The organism is Amycolatopsis sp. SB7-3 (assembly GCF_041021335.1).
GTDB lineage: Bacteria > Actinomycetota > Actinomycetes > Mycobacteriales > Pseudonocardiaceae > Amycolatopsis > Amycolatopsis japonica.
The window spans coordinates 145,396-161,557 of record NZ_JBFPJQ010000007.1 but is presented as its reverse complement, the minus strand read 5'-3'; the positions used below and the strand labels follow the sequence as shown (position 1 = coordinate 161,557).

9 protein-coding genes are annotated in these 16,162 nt (G+C 67.7%); 2 read left to right on the top strand and 7 right to left on the bottom strand.

Features of this window, described 5'->3' with window-relative positions:
- Together AB8M46_RS35595 and AB8M46_RS35590 are read right to left on the bottom strand one after the other, a co-directional pair.
- Complete coding sequence (locus tag AB8M46_RS35595; RefSeq protein WP_394363032.1) at window positions 1-1,755, bottom strand: substrate-binding domain-containing protein; 1,755 nt, start codon at window positions 1,753-1,755, stop codon at window positions 1-3.
- Window positions 1,756-1,791: 36 nt separating this feature from the next.
- Window positions 1,792-4,413, bottom strand: a complete 2,622-nt coding sequence (locus AB8M46_RS35590; protein WP_394363031.1) for a P-loop NTPase fold protein — start codon at window positions 4,411-4,413, stop codon at window positions 1,792-1,794.
- A gap of 138 nt (window positions 4,414-4,551) precedes the next feature.
- On the opposite strand from AB8M46_RS35590, the gene AB8M46_RS35585 reads away from it, so the two are divergent.
- Window positions 4,552-5,103: a snapalysin family zinc-dependent metalloprotease gene (locus AB8M46_RS35585; RefSeq protein ID WP_037346175.1), complete on the top strand. Its 552-nt coding sequence runs from the start codon at window positions 4,552-4,554 to the stop codon at window positions 5,101-5,103.
- Between the two features lie 49 nt (window positions 5,104-5,152).
- Here AB8M46_RS35585 and AB8M46_RS35580 read toward each other — a convergent pair whose 3' ends face one another.
- Both AB8M46_RS35580 and AB8M46_RS35575 read right to left on the bottom strand, forming a co-directional pair.
- Complete coding sequence (locus AB8M46_RS35580; protein WP_037346172.1) at window positions 5,153-5,332, bottom strand: ferredoxin; 180 nt, start codon at window positions 5,330-5,332, stop codon at window positions 5,153-5,155.
- A gap of 5 nt (window positions 5,333-5,337) precedes the next feature.
- Window positions 5,338-6,540: a cytochrome P450 gene (locus tag AB8M46_RS35575; protein WP_394363030.1), complete on the bottom strand. Its 1,203-nt coding sequence runs from the start codon at window positions 6,538-6,540 to the stop codon at window positions 5,338-5,340.
- 162 nt (window positions 6,541-6,702) lie between these two features.
- On the opposite strand from AB8M46_RS35575, the gene AB8M46_RS35570 reads away from it, so the two are divergent.
- Window positions 6,703-7,644 (top strand): helix-turn-helix domain-containing protein, encoded by a 942-nt coding sequence (locus AB8M46_RS35570; RefSeq protein WP_394363029.1) that lies wholly within the window; start codon window positions 6,703-6,705, stop codon window positions 7,642-7,644.
- A 153-nt stretch (window positions 7,645-7,797) separates the two neighbouring features.
- Here AB8M46_RS35570 and AB8M46_RS35565 read toward each other — a convergent pair whose 3' ends face one another.
- The 3 genes from AB8M46_RS35565 to AB8M46_RS35555 form a co-directional block, all read right to left on the bottom strand.
- Complete coding sequence (locus AB8M46_RS35565) at window positions 7,798-9,021, bottom strand: DUF222 domain-containing protein (RefSeq protein ID WP_394363114.1); 1,224 nt, start codon at window positions 9,019-9,021, stop codon at window positions 7,798-7,800.
- Between the two features lie 284 nt (window positions 9,022-9,305).
- Window positions 9,306-14,189 (bottom strand): DNA repair ATPase, encoded by a 4,884-nt coding sequence (locus AB8M46_RS35560; RefSeq protein WP_394363028.1) that lies wholly within the window; start codon window positions 14,187-14,189, stop codon window positions 9,306-9,308.
- Window positions 14,186-16,132: a flotillin family protein gene (locus AB8M46_RS35555; RefSeq protein WP_235213451.1), complete on the bottom strand. Its 1,947-nt coding sequence runs from the start codon at window positions 16,130-16,132 to the stop codon at window positions 14,186-14,188. The genes AB8M46_RS35560 and AB8M46_RS35555 overlap by 4 nt, the downstream gene beginning before the upstream one ends.
- Between the last annotated feature and the right edge of the window lie 30 nt (window positions 16,133-16,162).

The window sequence follows — 16,162 nt, the reverse complement described above, 5'->3', positions numbered from 1 at the left end:
TCAGAAGTTGCTGAAGACGTTGACGAACATCTTGTCGATGCCGTGCGGGTCGACGGCCTGATAGCTGCGGGCCTTGGACTTCTGCGCGATCTCGTCGAGGACGCGGCTGTCGGCCTGCGCGCCGTAGGCCATGGTGAAGATCCGGACGGAGTTGTCCAGCCGGTCGGCGTCGACGTTCTGCAGCACCTGCTCCTTCGTCCCGGCTTCGGTGTTCTCGCCGTCGGTCAGGAAGACGACGGCGTTGATCAGGTTCGGATCGAACTCCCGCCGCATCTTGTCGTTGGCCGCCATCACCGTCTGGTACAGCGCCGTATCCCCTCTAGGGGTCAGGTTCTCGACCAGCCGGAGCATCGGGTCGCGGACGTTCTTGACCTTGCCGATCGGCATCTTTTCCTCGTACCCGTCCGAAAACGTCCACAGCCCGACCTCGTCCTCGGGATGCAGGTACTCGAGTTGTTTCCGGATCGCGGGTTTCAGCAGGGCGATGCGGCTCTCGGAATACGGTTTGTCCTTGCGGTTCTTGTCGAACGGCTCGTTCATCGAACCGGACAGGTCCAGCACCAGCAGGATCCGGCCGCGCCGCTGCGTGTACTCCCAGCCGTCCAGCATCTTCTGGATCTGCTCGCCGGTGGGGACGCCGATCTTCGGGGGTTCCTGGGTCCCCTGAGTGCCCACGACCCCGGCCAGATCCGGCCCCGGCTTGCCATCCGGGTCGCGGAACCCGAGATCGCGGAACCGCTTCTGCTGCCCCTCTTCCCGCAGGAAGGCGTAGAAGTCCTCGGCCGCGGCCTGCTGGTCCGGCGACGCGTTCGCGGTGGTCAAGAAGGGGTGGTCGATCAGCATCGTCCCCTCCTTGGGGTGCACGGCGACCAGCGGGCGCAGCGGAGCGACGGGGTTCGCGTTCAGCTGCGCCGGATCCCCCGTCGGCACGCCGCGGTTGTAGAGGTAGACCATCTGCTCCTGCATCGCCATCGCGCTGATGTAGGGCGTGGGCTTCTTGCGGTCCTCGTCGTACAGCGTTTTGAGGAACGCCACCGAATCGTCGCTGTAGTAGGCGACCGACGCCTCGATCCCGCGGACGAACTGCACGGTCTCCGCGGTCCCGATCTTGCCGTAGTCGCCGCCGGTCGCGGCGAAGTAGGTCGCGATGGTCGCCGCGAGCCCGGACGTCGACCGCCGCGGATTGTCCTTGCCGAGCGTGAAGTTGCCCCACTTCGCGTACTCCGCGCCCTTCGAGGCCCAGCCACCGTCCCGGTTCACCTGCAGGACGTCACCCCAGCCGAGGGTCTTTTCCGGCCAGCCCATCGCCTTGGCCATCGGTTCCGGCATCGCGATCACCATCGGACTGGTCGCGAGCGACGTCTTCGGCCCGGCCTTGATCCGCTCGCCTTTCCCCCGCTGCCGCAGCAGATCGAGCCAGAGCGAGGAACTCGGCATCCAGACTTGGGGCTCGGGCTGGCGGTCGTCGACGTCGTTCCAGCCGTCGGCAATGAGGTCGAGTGTGGCGCCCGAGGTCTTCTTGTGCGCCTCGACCTTCGCGCATTTGCCGCCGTCGAACGTCCGGCCGGTCTCGTTGTACCGTCCGGCCAGTTCGGCGATCAGATCGCCCTTCTCCGTCGAGGAACTGGTGACCAGCCGGACGCAGTCCGCCCTGGACGCGTTCGACGGCGCGGTGACCGTGGTCGCGAGCAGGACGATCACGAGCGTCCCGACGAGCGCGCCGAAGACGAGCGAAAGCCAGCCTGATCTCCGCATGCGCCGCCCCCTAGCCGTCGTAGCGGGCAAGTGTAGCTACAACGTGGTTTCCGGTTCCGTCTCCTCGGTCACCAGATCGTAGGTTTCGAAACTGAAGCGCGCGAGAGTGCCCACCCAATTCCGGTAAACCTGTAGATCATCGAAGGATTCGACGTCTAGCCGCCATTCAGGTGGAAAGGCGTCGCGTGACGATTCCCCGGCGGAAAGCGCGATGAACGTCGCACGCGCGGCGGCCGGATCGGCGACCAGCAGGGCGAGCAGGACGAGCACCGCGCGATAGGGGCCGGCGACGAACGCCTCCAGCTCCGCGTCGGGGATTCCGATGCGGACGAGCCGGTAGAGATTGACCAGTTTCCGGATCTCGCGCGGGGTGTTCAGTCTTTTCCGCAGCACGTGGACGAAATCGCGTTCGACCTCGGTGAGCCGCAACCGATCCGGCCGCATGTTGTAGAACGTCGGCGGGGCCGTGTCCTGGACCACGACCTCCGCCTGTTCGCCGCGTTCGGGGGAGCTCTCGTCCTCCGGCCATTCTTCGTGCGCCGACGTCCGCGGTTCCCGTCGCTCGATCGGCATCAGGGCGTCGATGAGTTCGTCCGCCGCGCTTCCCATGGGGCGCAGGGCGAACACGATCTGGAAGATCTTGTCGAGGTACTCCGTCCGGCTCGTCTCCCCCGCGCCGAACAGTTCTTCGTGGTGCTGGTCGAGGCATCGCCGCAACCAGCGCGGGTCGACGGCCACCACCACCACGAACGCGGGCAGCGCCAGCAGCAGATGGACCGCGGCCAGCACTTCGATGACCTTCGACGGCGGGCAGCGGTCGAGGTCGTCGATGTAGAGGACGATCCGTTCCAGCGGCGGTTTGCCCTTCCCGCCCGCCAGCAGCCATTGCTCCCGCGCGTCGGCCAGATCGGCGCTCAGATCCGCGAGATCCTCCCGGACCCGGGCGAAAACCCCTTGGTAATCCCCGTATCTACCGGATTTCGCCTCCTCGATCAGATCGCCGAGCCTGCTTGCCGCGTCCAACCGCCGGAGCCGTTCCTCGGTCTCCCGCACCTCGGCCTCGAAGCGTTCCTCGCGTTTGTCGACGTCGTTCCGCAGTTTGTCCAATGTGGACTTGACCGGCGCGAGGGCGGCCCTGGCGGTGGTGAGTGCCGGGGTCAGCACGGCGCCGAGCGCGACGACGGCACCCGCCGCGGCGAGAATCGCGTTGTGCCACAAGGCCCAGCCGGTGATCGCCGCGGCGATGCCGAGCACACCGGCCACGGCGTAACCCGTCACCGCGAGCCGTCGCCGCCGTCGTTCGGCGCGGTCCACCCCGGAAACCAAGAGCCGCCAACGCCAAGTGAGCGGAGAGTCCGCCTTCACGGCCTTCAGCCCCGCGAGCCGGGTCCGCAATGCTTCGCGTTCGGCGTGGACCTCGCCGGCGTCCGCATGCGCCTCGGGTGCGCCGAGGTTGCGGAACAGATGGTCCACCAGCCCGACCCACAGATGGTCGTCGTGATACTGCCAGGCGTTGAACCGGATCTGCCGGATCTCACCGGCGAACACGCTGTTGGCGGCGTCGCCGCGGGACCGGCTGGCCAGTTCGGCCACCCGGTCCGTCACCTGCCGGACGAAACTCGACTTGCCGGACCCCCACGGACCCAGCAGCGCGACGCACAGCGGCGGGCTGGTCTCGCGGTCGGCGATGACCGCGGCGAGCGTGCGCACGTCGTCGTGGAAACCGATCAGATCGACCGGGCTTTCGACGTCGGGCGTGATCCGCGGCCGCGCCCGGCCCGGTTTGGGCTCGACGAACCCGGTGCCGTCGATCTGGTTGCCGAAGCGGTCCCACACCCGGATCGTGCGGTCGTCCCCGACCGTGACGATCTTCTCGTTGCCCGCGGTGCACGCGATCGCCCGGACATTCCCCTGATGCCCCTTGAGGAGCGTGTAGTCCCGCGGGTCGTCGACCTCGCGGACGCGGACCTCGCCGTCGGAACCGCCGGAGAGCACCAGTTTCCCGTCCGCGCCGAAGGCCAGCGCCCGCACCACCCCGGTGTGCGCGGGGAAGACGAGGGCGGGATCGCCGTTGCGGCCCCACAACCGGACCGTCTCGCCGTCGGCGGACAGCACCTGCTCGCCGTCGGGCGAGATCGCGATCACGTGGATCGCGCCCGCCCCACCGAACCGGTAATGGGAAACGACTTCCCGGTTCCACAGCCGCACGCCCCCGGCGTCGTCCCCGGCGACGACGAACCGGCCGTCCGGGGTCACCGCGACCGACTCGATCTCCGGGCCGCCGGTGCGCAGGCCGCGTACCGTCACGCCGTCCAGCCGCCGGACCTCGACGGTGCTCCCCGCGCCGGACACGACGAACTCCTTCGCCACCGCGACCGCCACGGTCCGCTTGGTGGTCTGGACCTCCGGAGGATGCGCCTCGGTGCCGGAGATCCGCCAGCTCCGCACCGTCGCCCCATCGCAACCGACCACGTGCCGACCCGAGATACCCACCGCCAGCACCGGCCGATCATGGCCGCTCAGCGCGAATCGCTGCGCCCCGGTCTCCAGGTCCCAGACCCGGACCGTCCGGTCCGCACCCCCGGTGACCAGCAGGTTCCCCTTCACCGCGACCGCGAGGATCGGTGCTTCGTGTCCGGTGAAACGTGCCGTCGTCATAACGGCACAGTCTTCCGGTCGCGTCAAGATCATGGTTAACGACAGACGACTATCGGCGGGTACCCCGAGCGCTTCGACAGGTTCAGTGTCGACACTGCTCCGAAATTCCAGCACGCCTTCGACGCGAGGAGTTCAAACGTGCTTCGACGTACCTTCGCCGCGGTGCTCACCGGCGCCGCGCTCTCCATCTCGGCGCTCACGGCACCCTCCGCGGGTGCCGCCGAGATCATGGCGACCACTCTGACCTACGACGACAGCCAGGCCGCGGAGTTCAAGGACGCGGTGGCCGCGGGCGTCAACGTCTGGAACACCAACGTCACCAACGTCCGTCTCGTGAAGGCGACGCCGGGCCAGCGGGTCAACATCCGGATCATCGCCGACAACGGCTGGCCGCGCGCCACCCTCGGTCCCGTTCGCCCGAGCGGCACGGTCACCGTGTGGTACGGCAGGCAGGCCGTCCAGCAGGGCTACAACAAGACCCGCATCGCGTCGCACGAACTGGGCCACAGCCTCGGCCTGCCCGACGTGAAGCCCGGGCCGTGCTCGTCGCTGATGTCCGGCTCGACCGGTGGCGTCAGCTGCGCCAACGTGAACCCCAACGCCCAGGAGAAGGCCAGGGTCCAGCAGCTCTACGCCGGCACCGCCGTGCAGAGCGCCGACGCGGGCAAGGTCCTCGCGGAAATCGGCTGATCCCCGCGCCAGGGGGTGCCCGCCCGGCACCCCCTGGCCTGGGTGATCTTCAGGCGTTCGCCGTGATCGCCGCCGCCGGGCACAACTGCACGGCGTCGCCGATCTCCGCCGGATCGCGGTCCAGCAACCGGACCCGGCCGTCTTCCTCGTCCTGCGCGAACACCTCCGGCGCGGTCAGCACGCACATTCCGGCGCCCACACAGCGTTCCCGGTCCACTTCGAGCCTCATCGCGATCAGCTCCAGGCCACCGGGAGCGCGTACACCCCGTAGATGTCGGAATCCGTCCGCATCGGGATCTCGTCGGCCGGAACGGCCAGGCGCAGCTTCGGGAACCGCGCGAGCAGCCCGGTGAAAGCGACCTTCATCTGCACCCGCGCCAGCTGCTGGCCGAGGCACTGGTGCACCCCGTGCCCGAAAGTGGCGTGCCCGGCGGCGTTCCGCCGGACGTCGAGCCGGTCGGGTTCCGGGAACTTCAGCGGATCGCGGTTGGCCGCCTGGGCCGAAAGCGCGACCACTTCGCCCGCTTTGACGAGCTGTCCGCCGATCTCGACGTCTTCGAGCGCGGTGCGCGCCCCGGTGTGCGTGATGGTCAGATAGCGCAGCAGTTCCTCGATCGCGCCGTCGATGAGCTCCGGATCCTCGCGCAGAGCGGCGAGCTGGTCCGGGTGCTGCAGAAGGGCGAAAGTGCCCAGCGCGAGCATGTTGGCCGTGGTGTCGAGACCGGCACCCAGCAAGAGGAAAGCGATGCTGGTCAGCTCCTCGTCGGTGAGCTCCGTGGTCGTCAGCTCGCCGAGGATGTCATCGGTCGGCTCTGCCCGCTTCGCAAGGATGAGCTTGTAGAGGTACTCCCCCAACGCGTTGATGGCGGCTTCCTGCTCCTCGGCCGAGGCGTCCGGCAGGTTCAGCGGCATGACGTTGCGGCGGAAGAACTCGTGGTCCTCATAGGGGACGCCGAGCAGCTCACAGATCATCAGCGCCGGAATGGGCTGCGCGAAGGCGGGTACCAGATCGGCCGTCGTTCCCTGGCGCTCCATCGCGTCGAGGTACTCGGTGGTCACCTGCTCGACCCGCTCGCCGAGCAGCCGCATCCGGCGGACGGTGAACTTGCCGGTGAGCAGCTTGCGGTAGCGGCCGTGTTCGGGATCGTCCATTTTGATGAACATCCCCGGTGCCGCGGGCGGCATCTCCACCATCGCGGCCGCCCCGGGCAGCGGCGAATGCATCAGCTCCTGCCGGGCGCTGAACCGGGGATCCGCGAGGACCGCCCGGGCGATCGCGTGGCCCGTCGCGAGCCAGCCTTCGTGCCCGTCGGGGAACGTCAGCCGGACGAGCGGGTGCTCGTCGCGCAGCGTGCCGAGCTCTGCGGGCGGGTCGAACGGGCAGCCCTTCGGGCGTTCGAGGGGCAGCTCGGTGAGATGTGGGACCGAGGTGGTCATTTCTGTTCCTCCCAGTTTTTACCGATGCCCAAAGGCTACGTTGCATTCAGGTTCCCTTCAAAGCTAGTTGCTGGCCTTTTTGGTGTTCTTGCTGGTAGATTTCCGTAAATCGTTGCAACGATCTTGTCGGTGAATGCAACGACGTGTTGCAATGATCTGCGGGTGAACGCACAGGAGGTGCCCATGCCGGGCGGCAGACTGACCCAGGAGGACCGTCGGCTGATCGCGACCTGGCTCAAGGACGGCCTCGGTTACGCCGAGATCGGCCGTCGGCTCGGGCGTCCGACGTCGACGATCAGCCGCGAGGTCGCGCGCAACAGCGGCCGATCCGGCTACCGCGCCGAAGAAGCGACCCGGGTGACCGGAGAACGCGCGCGGCGCGGCAAACCCCGGCCGCGCGCCGTCCCCGTCGTCGAGAACGGCTACGGCCGCGACCCCGAAGCCGTCCGTGCCTTCGAAACCGAGTTCGCCGAAATGATCGTCGCGACCGGCCTCCCCCGCATGACCGCCCGGCTGCTCGCGTGTTTGTCGGTCAGCGACGACGGTGTGCTCACCGCCGCCGAACTCGCCCAGCGGCTCCAGGTCAGCCCGGCCTCGATCTCGAACGCCGTCGCCTACCTCGAAGCCCAAGCGATGCTCCGGCGGGAACGGGACGGCCGGCGCGAGCGCTACGTCATCGACGAGGAAATGCCGCAACGGGTGTGGGACGAAAGCGTCCGGTCGAATCAGGAATGGGTGCGGATCGCGCGCCGGGGCGCCGAAGTCCTCGGCACCTCGACCCCCGCCGGCGCCCGCATGGACGACCTCTCCCGGTTTCACGCGCGTATCAACGAAATCATGCTCGACGACCGGGTCGCGGTTTTCGCCGGTGACGCCTTGACCGTGCTCGCCGCCCTTCTGCATGCCGACCGGGCGCTTTCCGTTTCGGCCCTCGCCGGCGCGCTGGAGTGGGCGCCTGATCGGGTGGCGGCCGCTTTGCTCGTGGTGGAGGAACATCCGCATATCGCCGGGCCGGTGCGGGTGGATTGCCGTGATGGGTTGTATCGGGCGGTGCCTTTGGTGGAACGGCTCACGGTAGGGCAGTTGGCGGCTTTGGGGTCTTGAGGGTTGGGGGTTGGCTTTGGCGTCGTTTTTCGGCGACGGTGCCTTGTTGGCAGGCTCAGCTGTCGGCGGCTTGCGGTCCTCGCTCGTCGCCGCTCTCCGGCAACTTTCAGCCCACTGCAGCCTTCCGCCCGTCGCCGCTTTTCGGCAACGGGTTCAGAACGGTGGCGGCTCGTCGGCCGCCGGGCGGGGTTCGTGCAGCGGCGGTGGCGTGCTGTCGCACTGCTGCCCGGTGGGTGTGGTGATCGTCAGAGTGCCATCAGAGGCGAGCCGGTAGATCCAGCCGGGTTCGTCTTTCAACCGGTGGTCGCGGCGGCAGAGATCGATGAGGTCGATATCGGAGGTGTGGCCGCCGTGTTGCCACGGCACCGAATGGTCGATGTCGCAGGCTTGGGCGGGTCGGTGACAGCCGGGTCTTCGGCATTCACGGTCCCGCACTCGCACGAACTCGGCCAGACCAGCTGTCGGCCGGTAGCGGTCGCGGCCGAGGTCAAGCACCTGCCCGGAGAGCGGGTCGGTGATGATCCGCCGTAACACAGTGTTCTGACCGGCGGCGATATGCCTGGCCAGTGCGGCGGGGATCGTGCCATGCCCCGCCAGTTCCGCCGGATCGTCGTTCAGGCCGAGATAGGTGAACAAATCCATGTACAGGAACACTTCGCTGCGTTCGCTCGTGCCGCCTTGGCCGCCGAGCAGCAGATCGAGGGCGACATCGGCCCGTAACTGGTCGAGAGTACGGGTTTCACCACCGGTTCTGAGAGCCCGCGCTTCACGATCGATCCGCTGATAAGCGGCAGCGACCTTCTCCACCGGCCCATCCTCGACCTCGATCGACGCCACCCCGGTCTCACCCTGCCGCACCGTCAGACGACGACCCTCACGATGCCGCTCAGCCCGCTTACCGGCGCCCTCGGGATCGATCGTGTTCGCCGCATGGTTGGCCGCCTTCCGGACCTGATCCGGGTTCTTGCCACCAATCCGATCCTCCAACACGGCGTCGACCGCTTGAGCGTCCTCATCGGACAGCCAGGCAGTGGCCGTCGCGACCTTCATCGCGCTGAACCCACCAAGTTCCCCCTCGTCCATCAGATTCAACGTGCGAGGCAGCCGGCTGGTCAGCGCGTCCGCCGCAGCGACCATGTCGCCCGCATGATTGTCCGTGACAGACAATGCGAACGCGACCTCCTGCGCCACACTCCGCGCACCCTCACGATGCCGGTTCAACTGCGCCAACGCCCGAAACCGCACCGCCTCCAAACGCGCGATCCCCGCCGACGCTGCTTGCGCCAACGCGACGGAATCCTTGTCGTCCAACATATTCGCGGCATCGTTCACCGCGGCCAGCACCTCGGGATCGGTGAGGCCTTCCAAGAGCGCCACAGGCGCGGAATGAGTGTCCACCCCACGAACATACGACCCACCACCGACAATTCCCGACCCCACGAGCGGCAGACGCATTGCCGATTTTCGGCAACGCACACGACATCAGTATCACCAGCAAATAACGTGAAACCAATTCCAGCAATGGGAAAACGCGTAGACGCCGTCGCCGTTTTTCGGCAACGAGCCTCCTCAGCGCGAGGACTGTCCACCATGGCAACAAAACCGGCGGCCCATCACCGTCTCCCGGTAATGGGCCGCCGCAGTCAAAACCCAAGAAAGCCCTACATCACATCCCGCACAACCATCCGCTCCGAAGCCCGCTCGATAGCCGCCTCGACCGCACCCACCCGATCAGCCAGCAGCCCCACAGCGCCGACAGCGCGGCTCATCGGGTCCTCATCGTCCCCGCCCAGCGCTTGCGCACGCAGATAAGCCGCCTTCACGTCCGCCCATCGTTGCGCCTGAGAGGCGGTCAGCCGCCCGCGGAGTTCGGCCAGCTTCAACAGGTTGGCTTCGGCGCCCGAAGTGAGCGTCTGCGCTTCGCCGGCGTAGTGGTCGTCGATCAGCGCTTCCAGTTCCGCGTCGTTCATCGCGGGCACGATCCGGCCGGCGAGTTTGTTCATGTTGCGGTACGAGCCTTGGAGCTGGAACGGAGGTTCGACCCGGGACGCGTCCGCTTGCGCCGCGGAAGCGATGTACGCCTGGTTGTTCGTCAGGACGATCCGCTGCACCTTGATCAGTTTTCGCAGCACGGCGAGGATCTGCTCCAGTTCGGTCGCAGAGTACGCGTGTTTCAGCTGATCCGCCCGCACCGAGCCGTCGCCGCGGGCCAGCCGGACCAGAACGTCCACATCGGACCGTTCCCGCGAGACCAGCGGGGCCAGCACGGTGTTGGCGGTGAGCGAGTTTTCGATGTAGCTCAGCGCGAACAGGTCTTCCTTGCCCGACAGCACATCGCCGAGGTTCCACACGTCCGCGCGGTTGGCGAGCATGTCCGGGATCCGGAACCGCTTGCCCTGCTCGGTGTACGGGTTACCGGCCATGCAGACGGCGAACCGCTTGCCCCGCAGGTCGTACGTCCGCGTCCGGCCCTCCCAGACGCCTTCCATCCGCCGCTGCGCGTCGCACAGCGAGATGAACTTCTGCAACAGTTCCGGCGAGGTGTGCTGGATGTCGTCCAGATACAGCAGCACGTTGTTGCCCTGCTCCAGCGCGAACGAGATCTTCTCGACCTCTTGCCGCGCCGTCGCGTTGGGCGCGTCCGCCGGATCCACCGACGTGACCTCGTGCCCGAGCGCCGGTCCGTTCACCTTCACGAAAACCAGCCCGAGACGGCTCGCGACGTACTCCATGAGCGTCGTCTTGCCGTAACCGGGCGGCGAGATGAGCAGCAGCAGACCGGACTGATCGGTCCGCCGCGCATCGCCCGTCGCGCCGAGCTGTTTCGCGAGGTTGTCGCCGATCAGCGGCAAGTAGACCTCGTCGAGGAGCCTGTTGCGCACGAAGGCGCTCATCACCTTCGGCTTGTACTCGGCCAGCCGCAGCCTGTCGCGCTCGGCCGCCACCAGGTCGTTGCGCAACCGTTGGTACGCCCGGAAACCGGGGACTCGGTCGCGCCGGAATCGCCGGGTCCTGGCGAGCGTCTCGTCGAGCCGCAGGGTCAGTGACCGGTTGACGATCCGCGGATGCGAGCCGAGCAGACCGTCCACAGTGGCCGAAAGTTCAGCCGAAGAGTCGTACCGCGGCAGGTCGGCCAGTTCGATCGCGACGGCCTCCGCGAGTTCGTCACGAGAAAGACCAGCAGAGTCCACAAAGGACGAAAGCCAGGCCTCGGCGAGCTGATGACGATCCACCAGATCTTCGAGCGCACGCAGGTCTTCGGCGAAGCTCCGGCGGTCCAGCCGGAACTTGTCGAGCAGCGTCCGCGCGCCACCACTGGTGACGAACCCGGGCGACGCGTCGGCCAGTTCCTCGAACAGGTACTCGCCGGCGAGTTCGAGATCCAGCGTCAGCCCCGAGGACGTCGCGAACGCGGCCATCGCGTCGGCGAGTTCCCTTGCCAGCGCGTCGATCGCCGTGGTGTGCCCGAACGCTTCCCGCACCCGCGAGAGCGACGCGGCACGCGTGGTCCAGGCGGACTTCGCCGTCTCTTCGGCGCCGAAAGCCCAGAACAGCTGGGCGGCGGCCCGGGCGGCGGGCGGATACCGCAGCAACCCGGCGGCGGACCGCAGGCGCACCAGCACCGCCAGGATGGCGGCGGCGTCGTGGTCGTGCACGCCACGCGCGTAACCCTCGTCGTAACGATCCCCTGCCGCACGCCGGACGACATCCAGCAGATCGCCGTCCTGCAAGTCCGGCTGTTCGGCCAGGATCGACGTCGCCAGGTACTCGGCGCGGTAGACCTCGGCCGACTCCGAGACCAGCAACTGGTCCCAGTACGGCCGCGTCTCCTCGAACGCGGGATCCCGCACCGGCGAACGGTAATCGGTGCCGGTGATCGCGAACTTCATCCCGCCGTCGTGCGGCACCAGGGTGAGGTCGATGTCCTGCGTGTTGACCGCGAACGTGTTGCGGCCCAGCCGGATCGTCTCGCCGCCCTCTCCGTAGAGGTCGAGCCTGTCGCGCAGTGCGCGCCCGGCTTCCTGGCGCGCGGCCTTGACCCGGCCTTCAAGCTCTTCGGCGCGCACCTGATCACCGAGGTCACGCAGTTCGGTGACGACGCTGCGCAGCTTCGCGACCATCGGGTCGGAGGCGAAGTAGGTGTTGATCTCGTCGACCGAGCCGAGCGTGCCGACCCGCCGGGTCACGCTCGTGAGGATCCGCTCGGCCGAATCGACCAGCCGGTCCGCCCTGCGCGCCCGCTCGTCGAGCAGTGCCTGCTTGCGCGAGGAGAACGCCTCGTAGACGTCGGTGCGCTTCTCGCCGAGCGACGCCAGGAAGTCGTCGAACTCCCCGAACCGCGACTCGAGGTTTTCCAGCTGCAGCAGCAGTCTGCCGAGCTGCTCGTCGCAGCGGTCGGGCGTGTCCGCGACCGCGAGCCCGCCGGTGATCGCCTGTGCGAGCAGCGCGAACTCGGCGGCGAACTCGGCCCGGCCCTCGGTCTCCAGCAGCTCCTTGCGCCGCGCGTCGAGGGTCGCGCGAGCCCGGTTGACCGCGCCGATGACCTCCCCGACACGTTCGAGGATCTTCGTCCGCACCACGGCGTCCGCGATCTCCAGCCCGCCGACGACGTCGGTGAGGACTTCGAGCCCGCCGGACTGCTCGTCCAGCCGTTCGGCGACCGGGACCGCTTCGGCGACCGTGGAGATCGCGCCCGCCGCCTCGATGAGGCCGTCGACCTCGGCGTGATAGCTCGTGAACGCGTCCTCGCCCTGCAGGAACCGGACGGCGCGCTGCGCCGCTTCGCTGAAATTCCCGTCGAGATCGGCGATCAGCTTGTCGACGCGGTCGGTGTCGACGTACCGCAGCTCCCGCACGGTGACAAGATGCCCGCGCGCACGGTGCATTTCCGCGAGCCTGCGCACCCACGCGTCGGCCGCGTTCAGCGCCTCGCCGCGGACCTTGCGCACCAGCGACGCGGTCTCGGCTGCCGCTTCTTCGACGGCTTCGGCCGCCTGCGCGGTGAGCGAAGTGACCGTCTCGAATTCGTCGAGCACCTGCTCGGCGGTGACCCGGACGTCGGACAGCGGCGACCGCAGATCGCCGAGTTCGGCCTCGCCGAGCCAGTGGTAGTGGTCGAAGACCCGCGAGCACGCGGCGATCAGCGCCTCGAACACCGCCGCCGACGGCGCCATCTCTTCGACCATCCGGCCGATCGAGAGACAGTCGGAGATGCCGCGGACCAGATCGGCGTTGCCGACCCGCTCCAGCGGCCCCGTCCCGGCCGGCTGCGACGCGGCGTACGTGTCCGACTGGAACGGCGTCCGCCACACCTGCATCGGGTGCACGCGGCTCGGCTCGTCGGACAGCGCGCGGAACAGCACCATCGTGCCGTCGTCGAACAGCGAATACCCGTGGCACGGGATCGGGTTCGAGACCTCTTTGCGGATCACGTTGTACGGCAGGAGCAGCGAGCGTCCGTCGGCCCGCGCGTGGAAGACGTAGAGCACGTCCTCCCCGTTGGGCGAACGGATCACGCGCTCGAATTCGAGACCGTCCACAGTGGTGTCGAGGGTCTTGCTGACACCCGTGTCGAGGTAGTAGCCGCCGGGGAAGATGATCCCGTGGTCCTCGGGCAGCCGCTGGCACGCCTGCCCGATGCCGTCGAGGCGCACCACGTTCCGGGTGCGGGTGTTGAACACCAGGTACCGGTACTCGGTCTCCTTGTACGGCAGCATCCGCAGCAGGATCAGCGGGCCGATTCTGGCGTAGGAGACCTCGGCGTCGGCCAGGCTCTGCAGTGGCTCGTCGACCGGTTCGGAGTAGACGCCTTCACCGGTCTCGGTGTTGTTCTCGACCTTGATCGTCAGGTTGCCGCCGACGGTCTCGACGAACACCTCGTCCTCGATCGAGATATGCGGATGCCGCCCGAGGACGTGCTGCTCGCGGCCGGTCTCGACCCATTCGAAGTCGTGCGACGGCGGGAAGACGTGGTCGCGTTCGCCCCGGCTGTCCACATAGGACACCTTGCCGTCGGCGGCCACGCCCCAGCGCAGCACGCGGATGTCCTCGGTCCGCGGGCCGATCTGGAACACCGCGAGCAGTTTGCCCTCGACCCGCCGCAGCTGCAGCAGTTTCGCCTGCCGGTAGTACCGGTACAGCTCGGCGAAATCGCGGACGAACTGCTCGTCGCGCAACAGCTCCGGCAGCTCCTCGGCCGGCACGTCGTCGAAGCGGAACGCCTCGTCGTCATGGCTGAAACCGTGCAGCGAGAAGACGTCGTCGACCGTCGTCTCCGGTTTGAGGCCGATGAAGACGTTGTAGCCGAACAACATCCGGCCGCCGACCGACACGACGTCGCGCGGTACGCAGTTGTTCGCGGTGCGGATCCGCTCCGTGCCGATCAGCGCGAGCTGCGCGCTGCCGAAGACGCCGAGCCGCGCGGTGTTGAGCTCGTCCGCGCGTTTCGCCAGTTCGGCGGCCTGTGCGGCGAGCCGGGCGCGGAGCACCTCGTAGGTGCCCGCGTCCAGCTGCTCCGTTCCTGCCGCCGGTTCGGTCGTCGTCACTGCTTCGCGGGGGCGAGAGCGGCGACGGACGTGTCAGCGAGGCCGAGCCGCTGCGCCATGGCCAGCAGCTCCTGCACCTTGCCGCTGTCCGGGCCGCCCGCCTGCAGCTGCTTGGCCAGGAAGGCCGACAGCGTCAGGTTCTTCACGTCCTCCGTGCTCACCGAGCCGACCAGTTTGGTCAGGTCGTCGGTGAAGCTGCCCGTTCCGTCGAGCCACGACTTCCCGAGCGTCTGGACGACGTCCGAGTGCTCGACGAAACCGTCCACGCTCTTGCCGAGGCCGATCGAGCCGATGACCTTCTCGAAGAACATGGTCTCGCCGCCGACGATGTCGATGTCGGCCTTCTCCAGCCCGATGCCCAGCACCGTGGCCTGTGCCTCGGCGACCTCGCGCTGCACGTTGAGCGCGGCGAGCCGGATCTCCTTCTCGGCCTCCAGGCGCAGGCGGTACTCCTCGTGCTGGCGGCTGGCGGAGTCGAGCGCGGCCATCGCGGCGGCCTTCTCGGTGAGACCTTCGGCCTCGCCCTTGAGCTTGTCGCGCATCGCGTCGGCGAGCACGATCGCCTTCTCGCGTTCGACGATGGCCTCGGCGCGGCCGACCTTCTCCAGCGCGTCGGCGTCGCGTTCCTTGACCTGCGCCGCGGCCAGGCCGACCGCGGCCTCCTCGGCCTGGATGCCTTCGGCCAGGCGGATCTTCGCCCTGGTCTCCAGCTCGGCGGCCTGCTGGCGCGCCTCGGCCAGCGTCAGCTCCTCGCGGGCCTTGTGCTTCGACGCGGCCTCGGCGGCTTCCGCGGCCTTGATGTCCTTGACGAGGTTCTCCTGAGCCTCCGCCTCGGCCCGGATGATGATGGCCTCGCGCTGACGCTGTGCCTCTTCGACGACGCGGAGCTTCTTGATGTTCTCTTCCTGCTCCGCCACGGTCTTCTCGACGGCGATCCGCTCGCGGATCACCTCGGCGATGGACCGCTTCTCGGTCTCGATCTCCTTGTCCTTGGCGATCCGGGACAGCTCGGTCTCGCGTTCGCGGCCGATGACCTCGAGCAGCCTGTCCTTCTCGATGCGCTCGCTCTCGATGGCGATCACGCGTTCGCGGTTCTTGCCCGCGACCTCGATCTCACGCTGCTGGTTCTGGTGCTGGATCCCGAGCTGCTCGTCGGTGCGCAGTCCGGCGGCCTGCGACTTGAGCCGCTCCTCCGCCTGCACCTTGGCGATCTCGGCCTCTTCGCGGGCACGCATGGTCTCGACCTCGCGGCGCTGCTTGATCTCCGCGTCGGCCTGCCGCCGCTCCAGTTCGAGGATCGCCTCCTTGGCGTCCACGTTCTGGCGGGTGATCTCCTTCTCCTCGCTGCGGCGGAACTCGTTGGTGCGCACGTGCTCGATCGCGGTCAGCTCGGTGATCTTGCGGATACCCTGCGCGTCGAGGATGTTCGCGGAGTCGAGCTGCGCCATCGGCGTCTGCTCGAGGTAGTCGATGGCCGCGTCCTCCAGGCTGTACCCGTTGAGGTCGGTGCCGATGACGCGGATGATCTGATCGCGGAATTCGTGGCGTTTGGTGTAGAGATCCACGAAGTCCAGCTGCTTGCCGACGGTTTTCAACGCCTCGGAGAACTTGGCGTTGAACAGTTCCTGCAGGGTCGCCTCGTGGCTCGCGCGTTCGGTGCCGATGGCCTGCGCGACCTTGATCACGTCCTCGACGGTCTTGTTGACCCGCACGAAGAACGAGATCCGGATGTCGGCGCGGATGTTGTCCCGGCAGATCAGGCCCTCGCGGCCGGTCCGGGTGATCTCCATGGCCTTGACCGAGGTGTCCATGATCTCGGCCTTGTGCAGCACCGGCAGGACGATCGCGCCGGTGAACGTCACGTCGACGCGGCGGACCTTCGAGATGATCAGTGCCTTACCCTGCGGCACCTTCTTGAACAACCTGGTGATCGTGAAGAGCAAGACCAGGAGGATGACAACTACCACGGCGAT